Raw genomic sequence first — 26495 nt, 5'->3', positions numbered from 1 at the left:
GTTCCGATTCGGGCTATGACTTCAGGGGTCATTTTTCTGTTCACGGATATGAAAGAACCCCCGCCGGAAAATCGCGGCGAGGGTTCGGCTCGAAGTGCGTTTCTAACGGACCGAGAGGTTTCCGATCGCTCGGACGACCGCCGTGCAGCGGTTCTCGACGTAGTCCAAACCGCCTTCTTCGGCGATCCGGCGGGACTCGGCGGAGACGATGCCCTGCTGCAGCCAGAGCGCCTTCGCACCGATCGCGACGGCCTGTTCGGCGATCGGCGGAGTGTCCTCGGCCGGACGGAAGACGTCGACCAGGTCGACGGGCTCCGGGATGTCGGTGAGCGAGCGGTAGACCTTCTCGCCCAGCAGCACGTCGGCCGAAGGATGGACGGGGATGATCCGGAAGCCGTGTTCCTGCAGTACGGCGGCGACCCCGTGCGAGGACTTGGCCGGATCGCGGCTCAACCCCACGACGGCGATCGTCTTCGATCCGGCGAGGATCTCGGTGGCGCGATCGGTCATACCGGATTCAACCGCGCCGGGCGCCGGGGAATTCCTAGAGCTTCCACAGCCGCAGGCCGCGCACCCGGTACACCGGCCAGACGACGTGCCAGGCGCGGCGCCGCAGGAAGACCGCGGAACAGGTCAGGACGCTGCGCGCGGACGTCGTCGCGACGTCGTGGCGGTCCGGCCAGCTCTCGCCGTGCCGCCCGGCGGCGATCCGGAAGACGTTGACCAGGCCGCGGCCCTGCATGTCGTACTTCGCGCCGGTGTCACCGGAATCCGGGGTCAGGGAGGAGATCTCCGGGCCGAACGCGGCCGCGGGCGCCGGTCCCGCGTCGGCGGGGAGGTCACCGACGGTCGCCGAGACCGCCTTGCCGTAGAGGCGGCGGCTGTAGCGCGCGAGCAGCAGCCGCTCCCACAACGGCAGGACCCGGCGGTGCTTGAGCAGCGCCGAACACTCCGCGTGCCCGATGGCGAAGATGTCGGTCAGCTCGTCGTAGGCGTTGTGCGCCGCGGGCTCGTTGAGGTGCACCCGGACCTCGTACCGGATACGCGCGGTGAGCTCGTCGAGCTCCTCGCGGCGGTCGATCCTGGTCTTCGCCCGTGAGAGCGTCCAATCGGACATGGGAAGCAGGCTAGGTGAAGATCGGGGCCGTGGGAGACCCTTTCGGCCTAATCTGTCCGTACCGGCCAGTGGAACGGGCGTCTTGTGCGGGTCTGGGTGACGGGGCAGAGTTCGGTTGGTCGGAAGGAGCCCATGGACGCCAGCACGCTGCAGGAGGCCGCGGCCGCGCTGCTCAGCGCGTACGAGACCGGTAAGCCGATCGCGCCCCTGATCGAGACCTATCCCGCCGCGACGCTGGAGGACGCGTACCGCATCCAGCAGCGGCTCGTCCGCCATTGGGCCGAACGCGGCGACGACGTGCGCGGGCACAAGGTCGGCCTCGCGTCCGCCGCCATGCAGCGGCAGATGGGCGTCGACCAGCCGGACTACGGCCATCTGACCGGTTCGATGTTCCACCTCGAACACCAGCCGATCCCGATCGGCGACTTCCTGCAGCCGAAGATCGAACCGGAGATCGCGTTCGTGCTCGGCTCGCGGCTGCGCGGCCCCGGGGTCACGGTGGCGGACGCGCTGCGGGCGGTGGACTTCGTCGTCCCGGCGCTGGAGATCGTCGACTCCCGCATCCAGGACTGGAAGATCAGCATCGTCGACACTATCGCGGACAACGCGTCCTCGGGCGGGGTCGTCCTCGGCAGCAAACCGACCGCGATCGGTGACATCGATCTGCGGCTGGTGGGCTGTGTCCTGCACCAGAACGGCGAGATCGCGGCCACCGGTGCCGGCGGCGCGGTGCTCGGTTCGCCGGTGAACGCGCTGGTGTGGCTCGCGAACACGGTCGGGCCGCTCGGGGTCGCGCTCGAACCGGGGCATGTCGTGCTGCCGGGTTCGATGACGCGCGCGATCCCGGTGAGCCCGGGCGACACCGTCGTCGCGACCATGGCGGGGCTCGGCAGTGTCACCGCGAAGTTCTCCGGGGAGGAGCGACCGTGAGCCTCGATGTGCGGGAGGCGGCGGAAGCGCTGCTGTCCGGGGAAGAACGCGAGCCGCTGACCGATACGTGGCCCGCTTTGGACGTCGAAACCGCGTACGCGATCCAGGACGAAGCGCTCCGGATCCGGCAGGAGCGCGGCGAGACGCTGATCGGCGTCAAGCTGGGCCTGACCTCGCGGGCGATGCAGCGGAGCATGGGGATCGACTCGCCGTTGCTCGCGTGGCTCACCGACGCGATGGTCCTGCCCGCCGGTGTCCCGGTGCCGCCCTCGATCCATCCCCGCGCGGAACCCGAACTGGTTTTCGTGCTGGGGAAACGGCTCGCGGGCCCCGGCGTGACAGCGGCGACCGCGATGGCGGCGGTGGACCGGGTCCACGGCGGCGTCGAGATCGTCGACAGCCGGTATCGCGACTACCGGTGCAAGATGCCGGACGCCGTGGCGGACAACGGTTTCTCCGCGTACTTCACCCTGGGCCCCGTCGGAATCGATCCGTCCACAGTGGATCTTTCGCTGGAGGCGGCGCTGCTGGAGGTCGACGGCGCCATCGTCGACACGGCCACCGGGGCGGCGGTGCAGGGACATCCGGCGGAAGCGCTGGCGCTGGCGGCCAACGCCTTGGGTGCCCGAGGGCTCGCGCTTGAGCCGGGCTGGATCGTGCTCACCGGCGGGATGACCGACGCCGTCGACGTGCGCCCTGGTTCACGGGTGGCGGCGCACTTCTCGCATCTGGGCTCGATCACGCTCGCCGGTTCTTGACGTCTTCGGCCCGGTCGGCCGTCCGGACCAGACCGCGGGTCAGCCTCGGCCAGATCGCGCGCGGGAGGTCGTGCCCCATCCCGGGTACGACGTCCAATTCGGACTCCCGCAGCGCGCGGGCCGTCGCCCGGCCGCCGGAAACGTGCACGAGCGGATCCTTCGATCCGTGCACGACGAGGGCGGGCACCTGGAGCTTCCGCAACGCGCGGAAGCGATCCCGGCCCGACATGATCGCCGCCAGCTGCCGGGCGGCCCCGCCGGGATTGACGCCGCGTTCGAAGGACCGTTCCGCGCGCTCGCGCATCCGGGCCTCGTCGAAGGGATATCCCGGCGAGCCGATGACGCGGAACGTGCGCACCAGGGAATCGACGTACTCCTCGCGGCCGCGCGGGGGCGCCGAAAGCAACATCGCCATCGCCTTGGCGCTCGGCCGCCCGACGAACCGGCTGCCTGTGGTCGACATGATCGACGTCAGCGACCGCACCCGTGACGGATACTCGATGGCCAGCGTCTGCGCGACCATCCCGCCCATCGACGCGCCCACGACGTGCGCGCTCGCGACGCCGAGCTCGGTCAGCAGTCCGGCGGCGTCGCCCGCCATGTCCGCCAGAGAGTACGGCGCCGTGCGCAGGGTGTACGCCAGCGGCAGGTTCACCCGCCCGGTCATCCGGCTGGACCGGCCGGCGTCACGGTTGTCGTAGCGGATGACGAAGAACCCCTCGGCGGCGAGGTTCTCGCAGAGTTCGTCGTCCCACCAGATCATCTGCGAGGCCAGGCCCATGATCATCAGCAGCGGCCTGCCGTCCGGCGGACCGAACGTCTCGTGGCACAACTCGACGCCGTTCACCGCGGCGATCGTCTCCGGCATCAGCACAGTGTGACTACTCACCGCGATACGCGCGAGCCTGGATTTCGTAGAGTTCGTGGTAGAGCCCTCCTTCCTCGATGAGTTCGGCGTGCGTGCCCTGCTCGATCAGCCGTCCTTTCTCCAGCACCAGGATCCGGTCGGCGGAGCGGATGTTGGCCAGCCGGTGGGTCACCAGGATCGTCGTGCGCCTGCCGGCCCCGGAAACGCTCGCGTGCCGCAGCCCCGCGAAGACCCGGGCCTCGGCCTTCGCGTCGAGCGCGGCCGTCGGCTCGTCGGCGACCAGGACGGCGGCGTCGCGGTAGATCCCGCGGGCGATGCCCATCCGCTGCCACTGCCCGCCCGAGAGGTCCTGCCCGTCGTTGAACTTCTTGGACAGCACCGTTTTCTCTTTGGCAGGCAGGGATTCGATCACCTCGTCGGCGCCGGAAGAGGTGATCGCATCGAGCCAGGCGGCGCGCTCCGGGTCTTCCCGGCCGAGCCTGCCGACGGTCACGTTGTGTTCCGCGGTCATCGGCCATTCGGCGGGATCCTGGGCGATCACGGCGATGTTCGCGTGGACCGACTCGTGATCGGCGCCCGCGAGATCGACGCCGTCCCAGTACACCTTCCCTTCCGAAGGCGGATACAGCCCGGTGAGCAGTTTGCCCAGCGTGGTCTTGCCGGAACCGTTCTCGCCGACGAGGGCGACCACCTCGCCGCGCCGGATGGTCAGCGAAATCTCGCGCAGTGCTGGGGCTTCCTGGCCGGGATAGGTGAAACCGACGTTCTCCAGCCGGATCTCCGCCGGATCCGGCGGGGCGGTGACCCCGTCCTTCAGCGGGCCGCGTTTTTCGGATTCCACGAGCAGGCGGTGGAAGAAAGCGATGTAGAACGACTCCTCGTACAGGGAGTTCACCGCGTGCATCGTGATGGAGAGGGAGTTCGACGCCGTCCGCATGGCGAGCGCGGCCGTCCCGGCGAGGGCGAGTTCCATCTGCCCGCTGTAGAGCAGGAAGCCGAGCACCAGGTATGCGATCGCGGTGCCCACGCCGGCCGCCGCGCGGCCGGTCAGCCGGACCAGGTTGCTGCGATGCGCGAGCCGGACCTCCTCCTGCATCAGGCTTTCGGTGATCCGCCGGTACTCCTGGAGCAACGGCTCCTGCAGGGTGAGGGCGTGTCTTTCGAGGGCGAAAGTGCGCCACGTGGCCACCTCCTCGACGATCCCCTTCCGGATGTTCCGGCCGACGGTGTCGAGGTAGTGCCGGTAGTTCAACCGCGCGACCTTGGCCGCCGCCCAGCCGTCGGCCAGCGCGGCGAGCAGCAGCACCGGCGCGAGCCACGGGTTGAGCAGACCCGCCGCGACCAGCGCGGCGAGCAGCGAGATCAGCGCCGACATCAGATCCGCGAGCCAGCGCAGGCTCATCTCGATCGAGCGGACCCCGTAGCGCGCGCCCTGCCTGGCCAGTTCCCGGAAATCGGCGTCCTCGAAGGCCAGCAGCCGGACCCGGACCATCGCGGCGGTGACCTCGTCGCCCGCCGAAGTGACGATCCGCGGCCGGAGCGCGCCTTCGACCGCGGCCACCGCCGTGTCGAGCAGCGCGCGCAGGGCGTACGTGCCGACGACGATCAGCAGCGCGGGCAGCGATTCCAGCACCCTGTCCGGCGTCGGCCCGCTCTCCAATAGCGCGATGAACACGTTCGCCGTGGCCAGCAGGCCGAACGCGGTGACACAGCCGGAAAGGACGTGGACGACGCCGGCGAGCAGGGTCAGCCGCGGCGACGTCCGCCAGGCCAGCCGCAGCACGATGGCCACGGCCGACGGGAGCGCGCGGATGGCCTTGGCCATCCCCGCCTCGGCCACGGTCTCGTCGACCGCGGCCCATTCGGGCATCTTCAGGTTCTCGACCCCGATCAGGGGCACGGGCGCTTCGGGCACCCCTCCTTCTCTACGCGCCCCCACCGACATTTCCGAGAGCCGAAGGGTTCGATCGGGTCTCCGTGGCGCCACGGCACCGCACTCACGTGAGTTCCGCCCTCAATCACGCGAGTTCCGTCCCCAATCACGCGAGTTCCGTCCCCAATCACGCGAGTGACGTTCCTGATCACGCGAGTCACGCCATCGCGCGCGTGGCCGGCGGAACCGCCGCCCCATGCCCTCGAGAGCTGAAGGACGCCTTCCCCGCATGTCACGCCGTGAAAGTCCCCTTCAGCCCCCGCCCACCATGCGCTACGCTCTCGCTAGAGCGATCTATCAAATCGCAAGGGGGCGAACATGGAAGCTCTTCAGGGCCGGGGACTCACCGCACTGCGGCTGATCCTGGCCTTCACGCTTTTGTCCACCACGCTGCACTACGCGCACAACGTGATCAGGGCGGCGGACTACCCGCAGATCGAGGGGATCCCGGTCGCCGTCGCCGCCACCCTGGTCGCCGTCGTGTACTTCGTCCTGACCGCGATCGGCCTGCTCGGCTACCGCGACTACCTGCGCGGACGCCACTGGCGGGCGCTCGCGTTCCTGATGGTCTTCTCGCTGTCGGGGCTGGCGAGCCTCGGGCACTTCCTGACCGGCGTGCCGCAGATCCCGGCGTTCTGGTTCGTCACGATCTTCACCGACGCCGCGTCGGCGCTGCTGCTCTGGGGCTTCGTGACCTGGGCAGCGGCGAAGCTCAACCGGGTGACTGTGCCTGACCAACTTTCTACACAACATTGACGGTAGTCAGTGCAATGTAGACAATCGGAAGGGTGACGCGGACCACATCGGTGACGTTCGAACGTCATCCCAGCGGCTACCGGCACTGGAAGCTGTCCACCGACGGCGACGTCGCGTGGCTCGAACTCGACGTCGACGTCGACGGCGGGCTCGTCCCGGGTTACGAGCTCAAACTCAACTCGTACGACCTCGGCGTCGACATCGAGTTGTACGACGCGACGCAGCGGCTGCGGTTCGAACATCCCGAGGTCCGCGTGGTCATCGTGACCAGCGCGAAGGACAACGTCTTCTGCGCCGGCGCGAACATCCGCATGCTGGCGTCGTCGTCGCACGAGTGGAAGGTGAACTTCTGCAAATTCACCAATGAGACCCGCAACGCCATGGAGGACGCCACCGCGCACTCGGGACAGCTCTACGTCGCCGCGGTCAACGGCGTGTGCGCCGGCGGTGGCTACGAGATCGCGCTGGCCTGCGAAAAGATCCTGCTGGTCGACGACAACTCCTCGACCGTCGCACTGCCGGAGGTCCCGCTCCTCGGTGTCCTCCCCGGGACAGGCGGGCTCACCAGAGTGGTCGACAAACGGGGCGTGCGGCGCGACCTCGCCGACGTCTTCGCCACCCGTCCTGACGGAGTGAAGGGAAAGACCGCCGTCGACTGGCGGCTCGTCGACGAACTCGTCCCGCGTCAGGGGTTCCGCGAAGCCGTGCTGGCCAGGGCGCGGGAACTCGCGCGGACGAGCCAGCGGCTCGACGGCGAAGGTATCCAGCTCACGCCACTGAAGCATCGTTATATCGACATCGTCCAAGGCGAGACCGAAGCGACCATCACCGTCAAGGGCCCCGAAGACGACGACGGCTGGCTACTCGACGTCACCCGCGAACTCGACGACGCGATCCTTCGCCTGCGCACCAACGAACCCGGACTCGGCACGTGGGTACTCCGCACCGAAGGCGATCCCGCGAAGGTCATCGAGCACGAAAACGCCGTTTTCGACGCGGAAGACTGTCTGAGCAACGAAATCGTCCATTACTGGAAGCGAACGCTGAAGCGCCTGGACGTCACCAGCCGCAGCCTGATCGCGCTCATCGAGCCCGGAAGCTGCTTCGCCGGGCTCCTGCTGGAACTCGCCCTCGCCGCGGATCGGCAGTACATCTTGAACGGTCCGCCGATCGACGACGAAGACAGTGAAGAACGTGCGTCGATCTCGTTGTCCGAAGCCAACTTCGGCCGCTTCCCGATGGGCAACGGCCTGACCCGCCTCGAATCCCGGTTCTTCGGCGACCCGGACCACGTCGCGAGGCTGGCTGAGGAGCGCGGCAAATCGTTGAGCCCGGCGGAAGTGAACGAACTCGGTCTGGTCACCGACGCCCCGGACGACCTCGATTGGGAGGACGAGATCCGGATCGCGCTGGAAGGACGGGCTTCGCTCAGCCCGGACGCCTTGACCGGAATGGAGGCGAACCACCGGTTCGTCGGCCCCGAAACCTGCGAAAGCAAGATCTTCGGCAGGCTCGCCGCCTGGCAGAACTGGATCTTCACTCGTCCGAACGCATCCGGTCCCGAGGGCGCGCTGCGTCGCTACGGTACTGGTCAGAAGGCCGTCTTCGACAGGAAGCGGGTCTGAAACCCATGCCCACCAAGATCGATTACGACGCCAGGATTCCCAACAACGTCGATCTCTCCGGGGATCGGCGGCTCCAGCGGGCGCTGGAGGGCTGGCAGCCGAAGTTCCTGGACTGGTGGGGCGAAATGGGCCCCACCTTGCGGACCCAGGGTGTCTATCTGCGCACCGCGATCAGCGTCGGCCGGGACGGCTGGGCGCATTTCGACCACGTCAACGTGCCCGACTACCGGTGGGGGATCTTCCTCGCCGAGCCGGATCCGGACCGCGTGATCACCTTCGGCGAGCATCGGGGCGAACCGGCCTGGCAGCAGGTGCCCGGCGAGTACCGCGCCGACCTGCAACGGCTCATCGTCATCCAGGGTGACACCGAACCCGCGTCGGTCGAGCAGCAGAAACTGCTGGGGCTCACCGCGCCGAGCCTTTACGACCTGCGGAACCTTTTCCAGGTCAACGTCGAAGAAGGCCGTCATCTGTGGGCGATGGTGTATCTGCTGCACGCCTACTTCGGCAGGGAAGGCCGCGACGAGGCGGAAAGCCTGTTGCTCCGGAATTCCGGAAGTCCGGATGCCCCGCGTATCCTCGGCGCCTTCAATGAGGAGACCGCGGATTGGCTCGCCTTCTACATGTTCACCTATTTCACCGATCGCGATGGCAAGTATCAGCTCGGCACCCTCAAGGAAAGCGGCTTCGACCCGCTTTCCCGCACCTGTGAATTCATGCTCAAGGAAGAGGCGCACCACATGTTCGTCGGCACCACCGGGGTCGACCGGGTGGTCACCCGCAGTGCCGAACTGGTCCGCGAGCACGACACCTTCGACATCGCCGGGCACGGCGGGATCCCGCTCGATCTCATCCAGCGTTACCTCAACTTCCACTACACCGTCTCACTCGACCTGTTCGGCAGCGAGACTTCGACCAACGCGGCCAACTACTACACCGCCGGGCTGAAAGGTCGCTGGCAGGAGACCCGCCGCAAGGACGACCACAAGCTCACCGACGCCGCCGGATCGCTGTCCCGCCCGCGGGCCGACGGCACCTGGGAGACCGAGGAACTGCAGGCCATCCTGCTGCTGAACCTCGACCTGCGGGAGGAATACCGCGCCGACTGCCAGACCGGGGTCAACCGCTGGAACAAGATCCTGGACGAGGCCGGTATCGACTTCCGATTCGTCCTCCCGCACCCTGGATTCAACCGCGAAGTCGGCATAAACTCCGGCCACCATGTGACGCCCGACGGCACGGTTGTCGACGAGCCGACGTGGCTGGCCGGCAAACGCAAGTGGCTGCCCACTCCCGAAGACCTGACCTTCGTCCGATCGCTGATGCACCCGGTGTACGAGCGAGGAAAGATCGCGAGCTGGGTGGCGCCGCCACGCCAGGGCATCAATGGGAAACCGTTCGACTACGAATACGTTTACCTGAGCTGAGCCGATAGAAGGTGTGCCCGTGACCGCTGCTGCTACCGGGTTCAACGCGGCGAGCTACCTGCTCGACCGGCATCTGGCGGAAGGGCGCGGGGCGAAGGACGCGGTCGTCTCCCCGCGGCGAAGTCTCACGTACGCGGGGCTCGCGGCCGAAACCCGCCGGATCGCGGCCGGGCTGAAGGCGATCGGCGTCCGCCCGGAGGAGCGGGTCCTGTTCTGCATGGTCGACGACGTCGAGCTGCTCACCGGGATCCTCGGCGCGATGCTGGCCGGAGCGGTCGCGGTGCCGGTGTCCACCATGGTCACCGGGATGGACCTCGGCAAGGTGCTCGCCGATTCACGGGCCAGGGTGCTGTGTGTTTCCGGCGAGTTCGCCGCGCAGGCGTCGATCGCGCTGGGGCTGGCGCCGGAGGTCACCGACGTCGTGCTGGACAGGGCCAAGGCGGCCGAGCTGCCGTCCGGGGTCCGGACGCACCAATGGAACGATCTGTCCACAGTGGACGACTCTGGTTTCGAACCGGCGCCGACCTGGGAGGACTCGCCCGCGCTCTGGCTGTACACCTCGGGGACGACGGGCAAGCCGAAGGGCGCGATGCACAGGCACGCGGGCATCCGCGCGGTCTGCGAGACGTACGCGCGCGGCGTGCTGGACATCGGGCCGAACGACAGGTTTCTCTCCGTTCCGAAGCTGTTCTTCGCCTACGGCTTGGGGAATTCGGCGTTCTTCCCGCTCGCGGCAGGCGGGACGGCGCTGCTCGAACCGGCGAGGCCGACCCCGGGACTGATCGCCGCCAGGGCCCGCGTGGAGCGGCCCACGCTGTTTTTCGCCGTCCCCACCTTCTACGCGGCGCTGCTCGCCAGCGACATCCCCGACGACACGTTCGCCTCGGTACGCCAGGCGGTTTCGGCGGGGGAGCCGCTTCCCGCCGTGCTGTACGAACGGTTTCGCGACCGGTTCGGCGTCGAGATCCTCGACGGGATCGGCTCGACGGAGGCGTTGCACGTCTTCCTGTCCAACCGGCCGCACCAGGTGCGCCCCGGCAGCACCGGGATCCCGGTGCCCGGCTACGAGGTCGCGCTGCGCGACGAGCACGGCGACTCCGTGCCGGACGGGCAGCCCGGTGAGCTGTTCGTCGCCGGACCGTCGATCGCGACCGGGTACTGGGCGCGGTACGAGACGACGAAGCGGGTCTTCCAGGGCGAATGGCTGCGGACGGGCGACAGCTTCGTGCGCGACGCCGACGGCAGCTACACCTGTCTCGGGCGGTTCAACGACCTGCTGAAACCGGGCGGGATCTGGGTGTCGCCCGCCGAGGTCGAGGACAGGCTGCTGCAGCATCCGGCGGTCGCCGAGGTCGCGGTCGTGGCCGCCTTCGACGCCGACGGCATCGAGAAACCGGTCGCGTGCGTGGTCGGCGTGCCCGGCCGTCGGCTGGACGCGGACGAGCTGATCGAGTTCTGCCGGGCCGGGCTGGCGTCGTTCAAACGGCCGCGGGGCATCGTCGAACTGGGCGAACTGCCGAAGACGGCGACCGGGAAGATCCGGCGCAACGTCATCCGGGAACTGGTGCGGGACATGTACGAGGTCCGGGCCTACCAACCCGATCCCGCTTCACCCCTGCCCGGCTGACGTCCATCTGAGCACGCGAGTTCCGCCTCCAATCACGTGAGTCCCGCCCTCAATCACGCGAGTCCCGCCTCCAATCACGCGAGTTCGCCGATGCCGCACACCGAGCCGACGTGACTGAATGACCGACTCGCGTGATCAGACGGACGACACGCGTGATTGAACGGCGAACACGCGTGATTGAGGGCGGAACTCACGTGATTGAAGGCGGATCAGGAGCCGTTGACGGTGCGCAGGGTCCGCATCGCCTCGGCCAAGCCGTGCGCGTCGGCCCCGAGCGGGGCCAAAACGATGCGCCGCAGGATCTCCGCACACGCCTCCCGTGCCTGCTCCGCGACGTCGAGGCCATGCTCGGTGAGCGCCGCGAACGTGACGCGCCGGTCGTCCGGGCTGGGCACGCGGCAGATCAGGTCCGCGGCCACCAGCCTGTCCGCGACCTTGGTGAACCCGCCGCTGGACAGCGCCGCCTCGACGGCCAGCCGCGTCATCGGCATCCGGTGCTCGGGTGAGCGCACGAGCCGGATGAGGATGTCGAACGACGCCGGCGCCAGGCCGAACCGTTCGGCGATCTCGCCCATCAGCTTGTTCTGGGTGGCCAGGTAGCCCTCGATCACCAGGCCCCACCATGTGACCACTTCGTCGTCGTTCGGTTCCTCCGGTTTCACCTCTGTCACGCGAGCGAGGGTACACCAAGAACTCTTCCTGGAATATATCTTGCGCGCGAGAGGTTATCGGGTTAGCTTGATTTCACCGGCTACCGGAGGAAGGGGCCACCATGTCGATCAAGACTTCGGGCCTGCACCACGTCACCGCCATCGGTGGCGATCCCCAGCGCAACGCGGACTTCTACACCCGGGCCCTCGGCCTCCGGCTGGTGAAGACCACAGTGAACTTCGATGACCCCGGCACCTTCCACCTGTACTACGGCGACGGGTCCGGCAAGCCCGGCTCGCTGATGACGTTCTTCCCGTGGAAGGACGCGCCGAAGGGCCGTCACGGCACCGGCCAGGCGACCACGACGTCGTTCTCCGTGCCGGAAACCTCGCTCGGCTGGTGGAAGGGACACCTCGCCGAGAGCGGCGTCGAGTCGAGCCAGATCCGCAACTCCGACGGCGAGGAGACGCTCACCTGCGCCGACCCGGACGGCCTCAAGCTCGCGCTCGTCGCGCATCCGCAGGGCGACCCGCGTGACCCGTGGGACACGAAGCTCGTCCCCGCCGAACACGCGATCCGCGGCCTGCACTCCGTCACGCTTTCGGTGTCCAAAGAGGACGCGACTGCCGGGATGCTGACCGACGGCCTCGGCCTGACCTTCGAACACCAGGAGGGCAGCCGCCTGCGGTTCTCCGCAGGTGAGGGCGGTCCCGGCGCGCTCGTCGACGTCCTCGTGACGCCCGACGCCCCGCGCGGACTGGTGGCGGCGGGCACCGTGCACCACGTCGCCTGGCGCGCGCCGGACGAGGCGACCCAGGCCGCGTGGCGTGACGAGCTGATCGACGACGGCGTGAACGTGACGTCCATTTTGGACCGTCAGTACTTCCGCTCGATCTACTTCCGCGAGCCGGGTGGCACCCTGCTCGAGGTCGCGACCGACGAACCCGGGTTCGCGATCGACGAGCCGCTGCTCGAACTCGGCCGCGCGCTGAAGCTGCCGCCGTGGCTGGAGCCCAAGCGCGAAGACATCGAGGCGATGCTGCCGAAGCTGGACCTCCCGAGCGAGAACAACCCGCGATGAGCACCTTGGAGCACAAGTACGTCGAAGGGTCGCCGGACGAACCGGTGCTGCTGCTCCTGCACGGCACCGGCGGCGGCCCGGACGATCTCGTGCCGCTCGCCCGTCAGCTGAGCCCGGCCTCGGCGCTGCTCGCGCCGGCCGGGCCGGTGTCGGAACACGGTGCGGCGCGCTGGTTCCGAAGGCTGGCGGAAGGCGTCTTCGATCACGAGGACGTCGTCGTCCGCGCGAACCAGCTGGCCGACTTCGTGATCTCCTCGCGCGAGGAATACGGCCTCGGGGACCGGCGCCTGGTCGCCATCGGGTTCTCCAACGGCGCGAACATCGCCGCCGCGGTGACCCTGCTCCGCCCGGACGTCGTCCGGGAGGCCGTGCTGTTCGCGGCGATGTCGCCCCTTCCCGAGCCGCCGCGGATCGATCTGTCCGGCACGCGGGTCTTCCTGTCGAACGGCGAACACGATCCGATGGCGCCGCTGACGTCGGCGGAGACGCTCGTCCGTGACCTGCGCGAACGCGACGCGGACGTCGTCGCCCACCGGCATCCCGGCGGGCACCAGGTGACGGGCAACGGTTTGGTAGCGGCCGCGGGATGGCTGAACCCGTAGCGGGGAGAGCAAAGTAGCCGAACGTAACATCGTCGGATGACTAACGGTGACCTCGTCCGAGCCCAGGCCCTGCTCGAAACGGTGCTCCTCGCGGACGGGCACAACGATCTGCCATGGGAGCTGCGGGTCACGACCGGGCCCGATCCGGTCCAGGCCGTGGCCGGTACGGATCTCACGGTCCGCCAGCCGCATCTGCACACCGACTTCCCGAAGCTCGCCGAAGGCAGGCTCGGGATGCAGTTCTGGTCCGTCTACGTGCCCTGCCAGTTCGAGGGGCACAGCGCGGTGACGGCGGTGCTCGAACAGATCGAGATCGTGCACCAGATGATCGAGCGGTACCCCGATCGCCTGGCCCTCGTGGACACCGCGGACGAGGCCGAAGCCGCCTTCCGCGACGGCAAGATCGCGTCGCTGCTTGGCGCCGAAGGTGGCCACAGCATCGCCGAATCCCTTGGTGTGCTGAGGATCCTGCGCCGCCTCGGCGTCCGCTACATGACGTTGACGCACAACTACAACACCACCTGGGCCGACTCCGGCACCGACGAACCCACGCACAACGGGCTCACCGACTTCGGCCGCGACGTCGTGGCCGAGATGAACAAGATCGGCATGCTGGTCGACCTTTCGCATGTCGCGCCGAGCACGATGCGCGACGCGCTGGCGGTCAGTTCCGCGCCGGTGATCTTCAGCCACTCCTCGTGCGTCGCCGTCAACGACCACGCCCGCAACATCCCCGACGACGTCCTCGAAACCCTCGCCGCCAAGGACGGCGTCGCGATGGTGACGTTCGTGCCGGGCTTCATCTCGCCGAAGGTCTCCGAGTGGGACGACCGGCTGCGCCAGGACATGGACGCCGCGGGCAAGGACTACCGGAACCTCGACCAGCGCACGAAGTTCACCGCCGAGCGAGGCGGCCCGGAGAAGCCGAAGGCGAGCATCGGCGACGTCGTCGCGCACATCGAGCACGCGCGCGAAGTGGCCGGTGTCGACCACATCGGCCTCGGCGGCGACTACGACGGAGTCGCGACGCTGCCCGAAGGCCTCGAAGACGTTTCGAAGTACCCGGTGCTGTTCGCCGCGCTGCTGGAACGCGGCTGGAGCGAAGAGGACTGCGCGAAGCTGGCCGGGAAGAACACCTTGCGCGTGCTGCGCGCGGCGGACGAGGTCACCCGTTCGGACGCTTGAGAGCGCGATCACGCCCACTTCGGCGGACACTGTCCTGCATGACGCAGCCGCAGGAGGGTGCCGCCGAGGTTCCGGTCGCGCCCGCTTCGCCGCCCGAGACCGCCGGAGGCGCGCGCCACAGCGGGAAATTCGACGCCGGTCCGAAGCTCAAACGCACGCGGGTGAGCGGTACGTGGATCGCCGTCATCGTGGCGCTGATCGTGCTGGTGTTCCTGCTCGTGTTCATCCTGCAGAACCTGGACACGGCCAACGTCCACTTCCTGGGCATGTCCGGCAGCATGCCGCTGGCCGTCGCGATGCTGTTCTCCGTGATCGCCGGCGGCGCGCTGGTCGCGCTCGTCGGCGGCGCCCGGATCCTGCAGTTGCGCAAGCAGGCCAAGAAGTCCCGGCATCAGCTGCGTTGAGGGGCTCCGCGCCGGAACTCGCTCGGGTTGACGCCGCGCACGCGTTTGAACGCCGCGCTGAACCCGAAGGGGTCCGAGTAGCCCACGGTGCGGGCGATGTCCGAAATGGTCGCTGACTCCTGGCCGGTCAGGAGATCGGCCGCGAGGGTCATGCGCCAGCGGGTGAGATAGGTCAGCGGCGGTTCCCCGACCAGCTCGGCGAACCGCTTGGCCAGCGTCGACCGCGAGACCCCGGCCCGCCCGGCCAGCGAACCGACGGTCCACGGTGCCGCCGGTTCCGCGTGCAGCAGGCGCAGCGCGTCGCCGACCACCGGGTCCCGCTGGGCCGCCCACCACGCCGGGGGTTCGCCGCCAGGGCGGTCGAACCATTCGCGCAGCGAGCAGACCAGCATCCAGTCCAGCAACCTGTCGAGGACCACCTGCTGCCCCGGCGCGTCGATGGCGACCTCGGCGGCGAGGTGGTCCAGCACCGGGTCGCCCGCGCCCCCGGCGTCCACCCGCAGCACGACGGGCAGCGCGTCCAGCAGCGGGCGGCCGATCTCGCCGCGCACCGGATACGCGCCGACGATCAAGGTCGTTTCGCCGCCGGGGTCGTCGACCCAGCCGAGGCGGTGCCTTGTCCCGCCCTGTTCGGGTGTCGCGCAGTGCTCGCCGCACGCGATCGGCTCGGCCGTGGTGCCGACTTCGTCGACGAAGGTGAACGTCGCGGGACCGCGCACGATGATCGTCTCGCCCGCGCGAACCGGCTCGGGCCGGCCGTCCTCCGGCACGATCCAGCCCGCCCCGGTGAGCACGGCGCACAGGGTCAGCGGCGCCCCGTCGACGAAATGCAGCGACCAGGGCGGGGACAGCGTCGAGCTGCCGAACAACGAACCGTGGGACCGCACCCCGCGGATCAGGTCACTGAACACGTCCACGCGGCCGAGGGTAGACGAATAGACAGGCGGTCCGGCTTTTCGCCTATGGGCACGTCCAAGACCGCCGTGTTGAATCGAGCTCATGCTGACCGCCGAAGACCTCGAATTCCTCCGCCGTCCCCTGCACGGGTTCCTGACCGTCGCCGACGGGCCGGTCCGGCCGGTGTGGTTCGAAGCCGCCGACGACGGCACGATCCAGCTGTTCACGCCCCGGGACTCGCCCAAGGTGCGGAAGCTGAGCGGCGACCCCCGCGCGTCGATCGTTGTCGCCGCGCCGGTGGGCGAACGCGAACGCTGGGTAGCGGTCGCCGGCCGCGCCACGGTGGAGCCCGCCGGGGCGCACGAACTGGCCGCCCGCCTCGCCGAGCGTTATTGGGACCTCGAAGACCCGGCCCTCGCGGGCGAACTCGCCGGGATCCAGACCCTGGACCTCGTCCGGCTCGTCCTCCGCCCGGAGAAGGTCAGCCGCTACTCGATGTGATGATCGACGTCATCCCGAGCAGCGCCGCGCAAACGTTTTCGTCGCCTTTGGCGGTGACCCGGTCCCGGTCCGCCGGGTTCCGGGTGCACAGCCGCCAGAAGGTGTCCGCGTCGGTCGTCACCGAGGCCAGCGGCGCGCGTGACGTCGGCGCGACGCTGTCGATCGACCAGCCGTCCGCGGCCCGCTGCGCCGTCCACTTCCCGCCGCCCTGGCCGGTGACGGTGTAGGCGACCTGCCTGCCTGTCCGCGCTTCGACGTCACGCAGCGTATGTGGCAGCGCCCGCATGAACGTGTCGATCACCGGTCCTCGGAACTCTGAATCGTCGAGCGGCCCATGTACACAGACTGCCTCGCGGATCTGCTGCTGGTGCACCCAGAACTCGGTGTACTCGCGGGCGACGTCGAGCCAGACCGGCGCCGGTTCGTCACCGGCCCAGCCCACCGGATCTCCCAGGGCTTCGAGGTCGGCGCGGCCGAACATCTCGGCGATCTGCGAGGTGCTGTCCACCAGCATCGCGAACAGCACTTCGGGCGAGAGCCGACGGCACGCGACCACCCATTCGTCGTTGATCCGGTCGAGGAAAGCGCCGAACCGCTCGCCTTCGCGCGGCGCCGTCGTCCGGTAGTCGTCGCGATCGCGCGACAGCCTGCCGAGTTTGTCGCCCAGGATGTGGGCGGCGAGATCGTGCACCGTCCAGCCCGGGCAGACCGTCGGCGCGGCCCATTGTTCCGCGTCCAATCCGGTGAGGACGTCCAGCAGGGCCTGCTCCTCCCGCGCGAACAGCGGGAGGACGTCGATCGGCGGACCCCAGCGCGTGAAGCTCATGTATTCATCCAAACACCCTCGTCGATCACAATTTCGGCCATTCGGCCTACTCGCAGGTAGCATCAGCGCGAACGTGAGGGGAGTGCCCGTGAGCAACGATCGACCCGCCGGTGACGACCTGGCCGCTTTCGCCAAACGCGCGGGGCAGCTCGCGGGCTGGGCCGCCCGCACGGGCTTCGAGTTCACCCGCAAGCTCCCCGGTGTCGAAATCGCGGAACAGGTCATCAAACAGGGCGAGCGGCAGCTGCTTTCGGAGCTGCGCCGCCGTCTCGACGAGGTCGACGACCCGTACCACGCCGCGCTCACCGCCGCGTCCGCGATGAACCGGCCCGACAGCAACGGCTCGCGCCCGGTCGAGGCCACCATCACCCTCGTGCACACGCGCGACCGGCTCGAACCGCTCCGCGCGGCGATGGCCGAACTGCTCAACCACTCGATCGGCTTCGGCCGCGAGCGGGCGCGCGAGTACCTCTACGCGATCATCCTGCGGCAGCTGACGCCGGACGAGGCCCGCATCCTTTCCGCGCTTTCCGACGGCTCGCCGTTCCCCGCCGTCGACGTCGCCGAGCGGACCAACCTCGGCGGTGCCGGGCGGTTCGTGCTGCGCAACGCCTCCACCGTCGGCAAGGCCGCCGGGGTTTCGCTGCCCGACCAGGTGCCCGGCTACCTCACCCGGCTGATCGGGCTCGGCCTGGTCGAGCTGGACGAAGAGGTGCCGTCGCTGGAGACGCAGTACGAGATCCTGCTGACCGACGAGACCGTCCGCGAGGCGGAGAAGTCGGTCAAGCGGGCCAAATTCGTCAAGCGCACGGTCCACATTTCCCGGCTCGGCGCCCACTTCTGGCAGGCCTGCGACCCGAGCGCCGGCTGACCCCGGCATGGGTGCGTTCCTCGACGGGATCCTCGCCGATTTCGGCAGGCACTGGCCGATCTACGTCTCCATCCCGATCGTCGCCGCCCTGATCGGCTACACCACCAAACTCGTCGCGATCCGGATGATGTTCCAGCCGGTCGAGTTCGTCGGCATCAAACCCTTCCTCGGCTGGCAGGGCATCGTGCCCAAACGCGCCGCGCGGATGGCGAGCATCGCCTGCGACACGATGACCGAGCAACTGATCAAACCGGCGGAGGTCGTCGCCCGGCTCGATCCGCAGAGAATCGCGCGAGAGATCGAAAAGCCGCTCCAGGCCGCCGTCGAGGACATCGTGCGCGACGTCGCGGGCCACTACCAGCCGGGGCTGTGGGAATCGCTGCCGGTGGGGATGCAGCGGCTGGTGATCCAGCGCGTCCAGGCCGAGACGCCGAAGATGGTCGCGGCCGTACTGGAACTGATCAAGTCCGATGTGGACAGTGTGTTCGACCTCAAGGGCATGGTGGTCACCGCCCTGGTCAAGGACAAACGGCTGCTGAACCGGATCTTCCAGGAGGCGGGCGACAAGGAGTTCAAGTTCATCGCCCGCTCCGGTATCGTGTTCGGCGGGCTGATCGGCGTCATCCAGATGATCGCCTGGATGCTGTTCAAGTTCCCGCTGATCATGCCGCTGTTCGGGCTTTTCACCGGCTGGTTCACCGACTGGCTGGCGCTGCGCATGATCTTCTACCCGCTCGAAGAGCGCCGGTACTTCGGCGTGCGCTGGCAGGGCCTGTTCCTGAAGCGGCGCGGCGAGGTCGCGGAGGCGTACGGCGCGCTGATCGCGAAGGAGATCATCACCCCGCACAACGTGATCGAGGCTGTCCTGCACGGCCCGCTTTCGGACAGGGTGCTCGGGCTCATCCAGCGTCAGCTCGACGAGCAGCTCGGCCGACGCGTCGGGGTCGGGAAACCGCTGGTGGTGTTCGCCGTCGGCAGCAGGCGGTATCAGGACATGAAGCTGAACATCGCCGAGAAGATCATGGACAAGCTGCCGGAGACCATGCGCTACATCGAGGACTACGCGAACGACGCGATGGACATCCGGAACGTGCTGGTGACCAAGATGAAGGAGCTGTCGCCGCGCGAGTTCGAGGGCCTGCTGCGGCCGGCTTTCCAGCAGGACGAATGGATCCTGATCGCGACCGGCGCCGTCCTCGGCTTCGCCGTCGGTGAGGCGCAAGTCCTGCTGCTTGAGCACTTCGCCGCCTGATCACGCGAGTCACGTCCCCAATCACGCGAGTCACGTCCTCGGTCACTCGCGTGATCGGAGACGTGACTCGCCGGATGGACGAAACGCGGGGTCGGCGTATCCAGCCGCCGCGACCGGGCACCTGATTGCGAGGGCGTGAAATTGCCCTTACGGGTGAACGAATTTCGGCACCATCGGCGGTACGCCGGTTCGGCCGTCCGGTCTACAGTGCTCGTGCACTGAGCCTTGGGGAGGGCGCACATGGCCGACGCGGGGAGTCCGTGGCCGCAGGAGATCCGGCTGGCGATGACCATGGTGGGCGGGGCGAGCCTCGCGGTCTGGATGGGCGGGGTCGCCACCGAGACCTCGCATCTGCTCCAGGCGTCGAGAACACCGGAAGCCGAAGGGCCGTACCGCGCCCTGCTCGACCTGCTCAACGCCACCGTTTCGCTCGACGTGCTCACCGGCACGAGCGCGGGCGGCATCAACGCGGCGTGCCTGGGGCTGGCGGAGGCGTTCCGGTCGAGCCCGCAGGTGCTGCGCGACACGTGGATCAGCACGGGATCGCTCGACAACCTGATCCGCGACCCCGGTGAGAAGGAACCGCGCTCGCTGCTCGACGGCGACAAGGTGCTGCTGGCGGACCTGAAGGACGCGCTGCACCGGATCACCGACAAGGCGACGGTGAAACCCGACTGCCCCGACATCACCGTGCTCCTCACCGGCACGATGATCGACGGCGAGACGACCAGATTCGACGACGCGCTCGGAAACCTGGTGCGCGACACCGAACATCGCCTGCTCTTCCGGTTCGATGGTCCTCTGTGGACGGATGACGTGGTGGGCCCGCTCGCGCTCGCGGCCCGCTCCACCGCGTCGTTCCCCGGCGCGTTCGAACTTTCCCGGATGCCGATCGGCGAGAAGACCGGGCCGTTGCATCCGGACATGACCCGCTACACCGACGTCTCGCGGTCGCATTGGCTCACCGACGGTGGTGTGCTGCTGAACAAGCCGTTGCGTCCGGCGCTGCGGGAGATCTTCGAACGGCAGTCGCATTCGGACGTCCGGCGGCTGCTGCTGTACGTGGTGCCGACGGCGGAGCGCGAAGCCGAGCGGGTCGTGGTCGATCCGGATCGGCCGCCGCTGCTGGGCAGCGCGATGAGCAAGGTCGTCGGTACCGTGCTGAGCCAGACGATCAGCGCCGAACTCGAAGACCTGACCCGGCACAACGACGCCGTCGTCCGGACCAGGGGGACTCGCGTTTCCCTTGCGGCGATGGGGGTTCGCGGCGGCCCGGACACGCTGGTCGACCAACGGCTGATGAACGACTACCGCGACAGGCGGGTCCAGGAGGACGCCACCGCGCTGGTCCGCGAGGCGACCCGCAGACTTTCACTGTCCGATGTGGAGGATCAGGGCCGCCAGTGGGCGTCCGGCACGGCGGCCCAGCTGCGCGCGGCCGCGGCGGCGGGACTGCGCGACGGCCTGCCCGCCAAGCCGCCGAAGGACACTTGCGAACTCGACGACCTGATCGCCTTCCGCACCACGGCGCTCGACGATTCGGTCGCCACCGGGCTGCAGCTGGTGAACGCGGGCTTCCGGCTCGATCCGTCGCCGGAACAGGCGACGCGGCTCAACCGTTGCCGTGTGCTGCTGCACGAGGCAAGGCACAAGGCCGCGCGGGGCTACCGGATCGCGGGCTGGGTCACCGAACAGGATCCGCCGAAGTCCGAAGACACGCTGGCGGCCTGGATCGAGGGGCTCGCCAAGAAGTGGGCCGGACTCGGCCGGTCGGACACGCTGAAGGAGGCGTGGCCGCTCGTGGTCGCCGCGCTCCGGCAGGCGACGCCGATCCTTTTGCCGCTGGCACAAGGGAAACCCGAGACCGAGGCCGCCGACACGGTCAGCACGCTGCTGGCGTGGACCGGGCTCACCTCCGACGACGAGAGCGCCGGGGACGCGGTCGTCACCTCGCGCCTGGTGCGCCTGCACATCGCGACCCGGGGGCTGCTCGCACAGCCGCCGTCGGTCGACCAGCGCGTCGATCTCGTCCAGGTGAGCGCCGATTCGCGGACGTTGCTGGACATGAAGCGACGGCGTTCGTGGGCCAAGCTCACCGGGATGCAGGCCGACTACTTCGGCGCGTTCTACAAGGCGTCCTGGCGCGCGAACGACTGGATGTGGGGCCGGGTCGACGGCGCCGGCTGGCTTTTCCAGTGCCTGCTCGACCCGAAACGCCTGCGGCTGCTGCGCGACGTCGTCGGCCGGGACGCGTTCCGGAAGCAGGTGCGGGAGACGTTCAAGAAGATCGGCTGGCGGCGGCCAGGGACGGAAGACGGGCTGTCCCAAGAGGAAGCGGACGCCCTGTGCGTGCAACTGGCCGGGGAACTGGCTTTCCTCGGTCTCGACGGCGAACTCGCCGACAAGGAAGGCGAAGCCGCCCTCCCGATCAGCATGCCGGTGACGGCGATGGTGCTCGCGCGGGTCCGGCAGCTGGAGATCGCGCGCGAGGAACTGCCCTGCGTCGGCCTCCACTGCGGACACGACGCGAAAACGGCCAAGGGCAACGGGAAACCGTCGGAACGGTTCCGGCAGCTGATCGCGAACGAGCCGGAAAGCGACGAGCAGACCCAGCGCGCGTTCCAGGCGTGCCAGGTCTCCGGCGAGCGGTTCGAACACGAACGCGGGACGATGCTGCTGACGAAGACGCTGGTCAAGGCCGGTGCCGCCGGGCTCAACGCGGCCGCGGGGGCGACGAGGGTGCCGAAGTCGGTCCAGCCCGCCGCGACCTTCGCGCAGGCCGCCGGGCGCAGCGCCTGGTGGATCACGCGTGGCGCGGCCGCCCTGCCGTCCCCGTGGAACGTGCTCGTCGCGCTGATCACCGTGCTGGCCGGCTTCGTCATCGGCGGGCAGGGCGGCCCCGTCCTGCAGTGGGTCGGCGTCCCGGTCGCCGCGGGCGCCATCGTGTTCCTGGTGGTCAGCCTGATGACGTTGCGCAAGACGTGGCGGATGGTGCTGACGGTGCTCGTCGTGCTGGTGGGGGCGGGCCTGCTGTTCGCCGCGTTCCTGCCACCGGTCCGGGAACCGCTGTTCGGCTGGCTCGGCGGCGTCGTCGCGGGCTGGCGGCGCGGCGAGGCGCCGGTCTGGTGGCTGGCCGTCTGCCTGCTGCTCCTGATGCCCGCCATCTGGACGCCGCTGGGTTCCGTCTTCCGGAGGCGAGCCCACCGCAAGTAGGCCCCTCCTCGCGGATCGGGGCCCCGAATCGCGTCCTGACCGTGCGACGACGTGGTGACGGTTGGTATCGTCACATGCTGTGAGACCGCGACGAAGCGGCCTTGCCCACAAGTGCTGCGTTTCAAACGTTACCGTTACCTTTGTCACGTGTGTTTCGAGGTTGTTGCAGGTAGTCGCGTTGCCGCCGCCGCGCTGATCTGACCGCGCCCGAATCCTCCGGTACGTTTCTTGGACATGTCCGGAAAGCACTTGATCGAAAACCCGACCAAGGCAGACGGTGCCGCGCTCTGGAGAATCGCCCGCGATTCGAAGAAGCTCGATCTCAACACGCCTTATGCCTATTTGCTGTGGTGCCACGATTTCGCCGACACCTCGGTCGTCGCGAAAGTCGACGGCACGCCGGTCGGCTTCGTGCTCGGGTACCGGAAGCAGGACGTCGGCTTCGTCTGGCAGGTCGCGGTCGACGCGTCCCAGCGCGGAAAAGGCCTGGCCGGGGCACTGCTCGACGAGCTGTTCAGCCAGCTCACCGCCCAGGGGGTGCGGTACCTCGAAACGACGATCACCCCGGACAACGAGGCTTCGATCCGGTTGTTCGCCTCGTTCGCCAAGCGATGGGACGCCACCTTGGAACGCCAGGATCTGTTCTCCGCGACGGATTTCCCGGCCGAGGAAGGAACGCATGAGCAGGAGGACCTGTACCGAATCGGTCCGCTCAGCATTGACTAGAACGTAAATCCGGGGATCACAGGGAGAAAGAAAACGTGATGAGCATTTTCGAGGAACTCGAATCCGAAGTACGCAGTTACAGCCGTGGCTGGCCCGTGGTGTTCGACAGGGCCCAGGGAAGCTACCTGTACGACGAAGACGGCAAGGCCTATCTCGACTTCTTCGCCGGCGCCGGCGCGCTCAACTACGGGCACAACAACCCGGCGCTCAAGCGGGCCCTGATCGACTACATCGCCCGTGACGGCGTCACCCACGCGCTCGACATGTACACCGTGGCCAAGCGGGACTTCCTCGAGACGTTCAAGGAGAAGATCCTCCAGCCGCGCGATCTCGACTACAAGGTCGTCTTCCCCGGCCCCGGTGGCGCGAACGCGGTCGAGGCCGCGCTGAAGCTCGCGCGCAAGGTGACGGGCAAGGAGTCCGTCATCAACTTCACCAACGCCTTCCACGGGATGACGCTGGGCGCCCTCTCGGTGACCGGCAACTCGATGAAGCGCGGCGGCGCCGGTGTCCCGCTGGTGCACGCCACCCCGATGCCGTACGACAACTACTTCGACGGCTCCATCCCGGACTTCCTCTACTTCGAGAAGCTGCTCGAAGACTCCGGCAGCGGCCTGAACGAGCCCGCCGCCGTGATCGTCGAAGGCGTGCAGGGCGAGGGCGGCATCAACGCCGCGCGCATCGAGTGGCTCAAGGCGCTGGACGACCTGTGCAAGAAGCACGGCATCCTGCTGATCCTCGACGACGTCCAGATGGGCTGCGGCCGCACCGGCTCGTTCTTCAGCTTCGAGGACGCGGGCATCAAGCCCGACATCGTCTGCCTCTCGAAGTCCATCGGCGGCTACGGCATCCCGATGGCGCTGACGCTGATCCGCCCGGAACTCGACGTCTGGGAGCCCGGCGAGCACAACGGCACCTTCCGCGGCATCAGCCCGGCGTTCGTCACCGCGACCGAGGCGCTGCGCGTCTACTGGAGCGACGACGAGCTGGAGAAGTCGACCAAGGCCAAGGGCGAGCGCATCGCCGCCGCCTTCCAGGGCATCGTCGAGGCGTACCCGGACGCGAACCTGTTCGCGAAGGGCCGCGGCCTGGCGCGCGGCATCGAGTTCCCCAACGGCGACCTCGCGGGCAAGGTCTGCGCCGCCGCGTTCGAGCGCGGGCTGCTGATGGAGACCTCCGGCCCCGACGGTGAGGTCATGAAGGTGCTCCCGCCGCTCACCCTGTCCGAGGACGAGCTCACGAAGGGCCTGTCGATCATCGACGAGGCCGTCGCCGCCGTCCTCAACTGACCCCGAACCGACCGCCACTACCAAGAACGAGAAGGAGTTTTCCGTTGCTTGTCAGAACACTCGACGAGGTCACCGACACCGACGCCGACATCAAGACCCCGAACTGGCGCAGCAAGCGCATCGTGCTGGCCAAGGAAGGCGTCGGCTTCTCGGTGCACGAGACCACGCTGTACGCCGGGACGGTCAACGACTTCTGGTACGCGAACCACATCGAAGCGGTCTTCATCACCTCCGGTGAAGGAGAGCTCGAAAACACCGCGACCGGCGAGGTCTTCCAGCTGAAGCCGGGCACGTTGTACCTGCTCAACGACCACGACAAGCACCAGGTCCGGCCCAAGACCGAGATCAAGTGCGTCTGCGTGTTCAACCCGCCCATCACCGGCCGCGAGGTCCACGACGAAAACGGCGTGTACCCGCTCGTAACCGAACCCTGAGTTTCGCTCGAGGAGGCGACTGCATTGACGCTGACCGACACCCGAGTCGACGACTGTTACCCGACACGTATCGCGGGTAAGCCCGAACACCTGCCCCGGACGCACCCCACCGTCTGGGGCAACGAGGCCGACGGTCCCCTTGACGCGGCCACGCTCGCCAACCACGACACCCGTGGTTACACCGTCGTCGACCAGTTGTTGTCGCCAGGTGAGATCCAGGCTTACTGGCAGGAACTCGTCCGCATGTCGTCGGGGGACCATCGCGACGACGAGCGCGTCATCACCGAGTCCCGGACCGGTGAGGTCCGCTCCATCTTCGACGTCCACGAGACCAGCGAGCTGATCGCGGAGCTCGTCCGCGACCCGCGCGTGCTCGACCGGGCCCGGCAGATCCTCGGCTCCGAGGTCTACATCCACCAGAGCCGGGTGAACTACATGCCCGGCTTCAAGGGCACCGGGTTCTACTGGCATTCGGACTTCGAGACCTGGCACGCTGAGGACGGCATGCCGGCGCCGCGCGCGGTCAGCTGCTCCATCGCGCTCACCGACAACTACCCGTTCAACGGCGGGCTGATGGTGATGCCGGGGTCGCAGCGGACCTTCGTCCAATGCGCCGGGGAAACCCCGGAGGGCAACTACAAGAGCTCACTGAAAGAGCAGCGGGTCGGTGTCCCGCATGAGGATGACATCACCAAACTCGCCGCCGAATGCGGAATCGATCAATTCACCGGACAAGCCGGTTCGGCGCTCTGGTTCGATTCGAACGTGATGCACGGTTCGTCGAACAACATCACGCCGTACCCGCGGTCGAACATCTTCATCGTGTTCAACAGCGTCGAGAACGCGCTGCGGGAGCCGTTCGCGGCCATCGAACGACGCCCGACGTTCATCGCCGGCCGTGACTCGAGCCCGCTGACGCGCTGACGAAACCGCAGGTGGCGAAGGCCATGATGGGGCGCCCGTAGCCGTCGGTGTGCGCCCTGTTACGTTGTCGCCACGTGAGCGGGCCAGTGGGCTCGCTCACGTAGGTGTTGTCGACGACCGCACGGGTTCTTCGCTCGGGGTGAGCCCCCCGGACGGACGTGGACGCCGATGTCCGGTGTGGGTCGCGCCCCCAGGCGGCCCAAATCGGACATCCCCCGGCTCCGTGCCATCAGATCGGGACTGATGGCGCGGAGCCTTTTTATTGCCCTTTTGCCGCCAAGGCCTTCACGGACTCGGCGATCGGCACGTTCGTCACGGACGCATCAGCAGTCACAGCGGCCGCGTGTGAAGGCCCCCTTCGCCCTTGCCTGGGTACGTGAAGGAGGCGCGGCGGTGACGCGTCGGTCCGGGTGGTCGTGAGTGGCAAGTGGGGTTATTGAGGGGTAAGGCAAGGGTGTCGGGTCGACGAGGGCGCGTGTTGTCACTCAGGGTGAGGGGTGTGTGGAAATAGGGACGCTCAACGTCCCTATTTCCACACACCCCCCTGTCCGACTGTCGTGACCGGTCCGGTCACGACAGGACAGTGTGGTTTTGTGGT

At 68.2% G+C, this 26495-nt stretch carries 25 protein-coding genes; 18 read left to right on the top strand and 7 right to left on the bottom strand.

Annotated elements, in window-relative coordinates; all coding sequences use genetic code 11:
* Positions 1-102: 102 nt before the first annotated feature.
* On the bottom strand, positions 103-510 hold the full coding sequence (locus ACZ6YV_RS24715) for a CoA-binding protein (protein WP_465511879.1): 408 nt from the start codon (positions 508-510) through the stop codon (positions 103-105).
* A gap of 34 nt (positions 511-544) precedes the next feature.
* Positions 545-1117, bottom strand: a complete 573-nt coding sequence (locus tag ACZ6YV_RS24710) for a hypothetical protein (protein ID WP_465511878.1) — start codon at positions 1115-1117, stop codon at positions 545-547.
* Between the two features lie 132 nt (positions 1118-1249).
* On the opposite strand from ACZ6YV_RS24710, the gene ACZ6YV_RS24705 reads away from it, so the two are divergent.
* Positions 1250-2047: a 2-keto-4-pentenoate hydratase gene (locus tag ACZ6YV_RS24705; protein ID WP_465511877.1), complete on the top strand. Its 798-nt coding sequence runs from the start codon at positions 1250-1252 to the stop codon at positions 2045-2047.
* On the top strand, positions 2044-2805 hold the full coding sequence (locus ACZ6YV_RS24700; protein WP_465511876.1) for a 2-keto-4-pentenoate hydratase: 762 nt from the start codon (positions 2044-2046) through the stop codon (positions 2803-2805). Before ACZ6YV_RS24705 ends, ACZ6YV_RS24700 begins: the two co-directional genes overlap by 4 nt.
* On the opposite strand, the gene ACZ6YV_RS24695 is transcribed toward ACZ6YV_RS24700, so the two are convergent.
* Together ACZ6YV_RS24695 and ACZ6YV_RS24690 are read right to left on the bottom strand one after the other, a co-directional pair.
* Positions 2786-3673 (bottom strand): alpha/beta fold hydrolase, encoded by an 888-nt coding sequence (locus ACZ6YV_RS24695; RefSeq protein WP_465511875.1) that lies wholly within the window; start codon positions 3671-3673, stop codon positions 2786-2788. The genes ACZ6YV_RS24700 and ACZ6YV_RS24695 overlap by 20 nt on opposite strands.
* A 13-nt stretch (positions 3674-3686) precedes the next feature.
* Positions 3687-5588 carry an ABC transporter ATP-binding protein gene (locus ACZ6YV_RS24690; protein WP_465511874.1) on the bottom strand — a complete coding sequence of 634 codons (1902 nt, stop codon included), beginning with the start codon at positions 5586-5588 and terminating at the stop codon, positions 3687-3689.
* Between the two features lie 336 nt (positions 5589-5924).
* On the opposite strand from ACZ6YV_RS24690, the gene ACZ6YV_RS24685 reads away from it, so the two are divergent.
* The 4 genes from ACZ6YV_RS24685 to ACZ6YV_RS24670 are packed head-to-tail and all read left to right on the top strand — an operon-like array spanning position 5925 to position 11041.
* A complete protein-coding gene (locus tag ACZ6YV_RS24685) occupies positions 5925-6362 on the top strand; it encodes a hypothetical protein (protein ID WP_465511873.1) in 438 nt (145 codons plus the stop codon).
* Positions 6363-6394: 32 nt separating this feature from the next.
* On the top strand, positions 6395-7987 hold the full coding sequence (gene boxC / locus ACZ6YV_RS24680; protein WP_465511872.1) for a 2,3-epoxybenzoyl-CoA dihydrolase: 1593 nt from the start codon (positions 6395-6397) through the stop codon (positions 7985-7987).
* A gap of 5 nt (positions 7988-7992) precedes the next feature.
* Positions 7993-9414, top strand: coding sequence for a benzoyl-CoA 2,3-epoxidase subunit BoxB (gene boxB / locus ACZ6YV_RS24675; protein ID WP_465511871.1), 1422 nt, complete (start codon positions 7993-7995; stop codon positions 9412-9414).
* A gap of 19 nt (positions 9415-9433) precedes the next feature.
* Positions 9434-11041, top strand: a complete 1608-nt coding sequence (locus ACZ6YV_RS24670; protein ID WP_465511870.1) for a benzoate-CoA ligase family protein — start codon at positions 9434-9436, stop codon at positions 11039-11041.
* A 209-nt stretch (positions 11042-11250) separates the two neighbouring features.
* Here ACZ6YV_RS24670 and ACZ6YV_RS24665 read toward each other — a convergent pair whose 3' ends face one another.
* Positions 11251-11712: a MarR family winged helix-turn-helix transcriptional regulator gene (locus tag ACZ6YV_RS24665; protein ID WP_465511869.1), complete on the bottom strand. Its 462-nt coding sequence runs from the start codon at positions 11710-11712 to the stop codon at positions 11251-11253.
* Positions 11713-11813: 101 nt separating this feature from the next.
* Here ACZ6YV_RS24665 and ACZ6YV_RS24660 point away from each other — a divergent pair, with 101 nt between their 5' ends.
* From ACZ6YV_RS24660 to ACZ6YV_RS24645, 4 genes are read left to right on the top strand one after another with little or no spacing between them, the layout of a single operon-like run.
* Positions 11814-12773, top strand: coding sequence for a ring-cleaving dioxygenase (locus ACZ6YV_RS24660; RefSeq protein ID WP_465511868.1), 960 nt, complete (start codon positions 11814-11816; stop codon positions 12771-12773).
* Entirely contained in the window at positions 12770-13375 is a 606-nt protein-coding gene (locus ACZ6YV_RS24655; protein ID WP_465511867.1) for an alpha/beta hydrolase, read from the top strand. The genes ACZ6YV_RS24660 and ACZ6YV_RS24655 overlap by 4 nt, the downstream gene beginning before the upstream one ends.
* Positions 13376-13411: 36 nt before the next feature.
* Complete coding sequence (locus ACZ6YV_RS24650; protein ID WP_465511866.1) at positions 13412-14560, top strand: dipeptidase; 1149 nt, start codon at positions 13412-13414, stop codon at positions 14558-14560.
* A 38-nt stretch (positions 14561-14598) separates the two neighbouring features.
* Entirely contained in the window at positions 14599-14964 is a 366-nt protein-coding gene (locus ACZ6YV_RS24645; protein ID WP_465511865.1) for a LapA family protein, read from the top strand.
* Here ACZ6YV_RS24645 and ACZ6YV_RS24640 read toward each other — a convergent pair.
* On the bottom strand, positions 14952-15881 hold the full coding sequence (locus tag ACZ6YV_RS24640) for an AraC family transcriptional regulator (RefSeq protein ID WP_465511864.1): 930 nt from the start codon (positions 15879-15881) through the stop codon (positions 14952-14954). The two genes, ACZ6YV_RS24645 and ACZ6YV_RS24640, sit on opposite strands and share 13 nt — an antisense overlap.
* A gap of 82 nt (positions 15882-15963) precedes the next feature.
* On the opposite strand from ACZ6YV_RS24640, the gene ACZ6YV_RS24635 reads away from it, so the two are divergent.
* Positions 15964-16362 carry a pyridoxamine 5'-phosphate oxidase family protein gene (locus ACZ6YV_RS24635; RefSeq protein WP_465511863.1) on the top strand — a complete coding sequence of 133 codons (399 nt, stop codon included), beginning with the start codon at positions 15964-15966 and terminating at the stop codon, positions 16360-16362.
* On the opposite strand, the gene ACZ6YV_RS24630 is transcribed toward ACZ6YV_RS24635, so the two are convergent.
* Positions 16343-17188, bottom strand: coding sequence for a maleylpyruvate isomerase family mycothiol-dependent enzyme (locus tag ACZ6YV_RS24630; RefSeq protein WP_465511862.1), 846 nt, complete (start codon positions 17186-17188; stop codon positions 16343-16345). The genes ACZ6YV_RS24635 and ACZ6YV_RS24630 overlap by 20 nt on opposite strands.
* 88 nt (positions 17189-17276) lie before the next feature.
* Here ACZ6YV_RS24630 and ACZ6YV_RS24625 point away from each other — a divergent pair, with 88 nt between their 5' ends.
* From ACZ6YV_RS24625 to thpD, 7 genes are all read left to right on the top strand, one after another.
* Positions 17277-18059: an Abi-alpha family protein gene (locus ACZ6YV_RS24625; RefSeq protein WP_465511861.1), complete on the top strand. Its 783-nt coding sequence runs from the start codon at positions 17277-17279 to the stop codon at positions 18057-18059.
* 7 nt (positions 18060-18066) lie between these two features.
* Entirely contained in the window at positions 18067-19311 is a 1245-nt protein-coding gene (locus ACZ6YV_RS24620) for a DUF445 domain-containing protein (RefSeq protein WP_465511860.1), read from the top strand.
* A gap of 240 nt (positions 19312-19551) precedes the next feature.
* Positions 19552-22524, top strand: a complete 2973-nt coding sequence (locus tag ACZ6YV_RS24615) for a patatin-like protein (RefSeq protein ID WP_465511859.1) — start codon at positions 19552-19554, stop codon at positions 22522-22524.
* Between the two features lie 234 nt (positions 22525-22758).
* Entirely contained in the window at positions 22759-23250 is a 492-nt protein-coding gene (gene ectA, locus ACZ6YV_RS24610; protein WP_465511858.1) for a diaminobutyrate acetyltransferase, read from the top strand.
* 38 nt (positions 23251-23288) lie between these two features.
* On the top strand, positions 23289-24539 hold the full coding sequence (gene ectB, locus ACZ6YV_RS24605; RefSeq protein WP_465511857.1) for a diaminobutyrate--2-oxoglutarate transaminase: 1251 nt from the start codon (positions 23289-23291) through the stop codon (positions 24537-24539).
* Between the two features lie 44 nt (positions 24540-24583).
* Positions 24584-24973 carry an ectoine synthase gene (locus ACZ6YV_RS24600; protein WP_007033454.1) on the top strand — a complete coding sequence of 130 codons (390 nt, stop codon included), beginning with the start codon at positions 24584-24586 and terminating at the stop codon, positions 24971-24973.
* A gap of 24 nt (positions 24974-24997) precedes the next feature.
* On the top strand, positions 24998-25897 hold the full coding sequence (gene thpD / locus ACZ6YV_RS24595; RefSeq protein ID WP_465511856.1) for an ectoine hydroxylase: 900 nt from the start codon (positions 24998-25000) through the stop codon (positions 25895-25897).
* Positions 25898-26495 lie beyond the last annotated feature (598 nt).

Source organism: Amycolatopsis sp. NPDC102522 (assembly GCF_055584485.1).
Note: the sequence above shows the minus strand (reverse complement) of the source record. Positions and strands in the feature narration are given on the sequence as shown.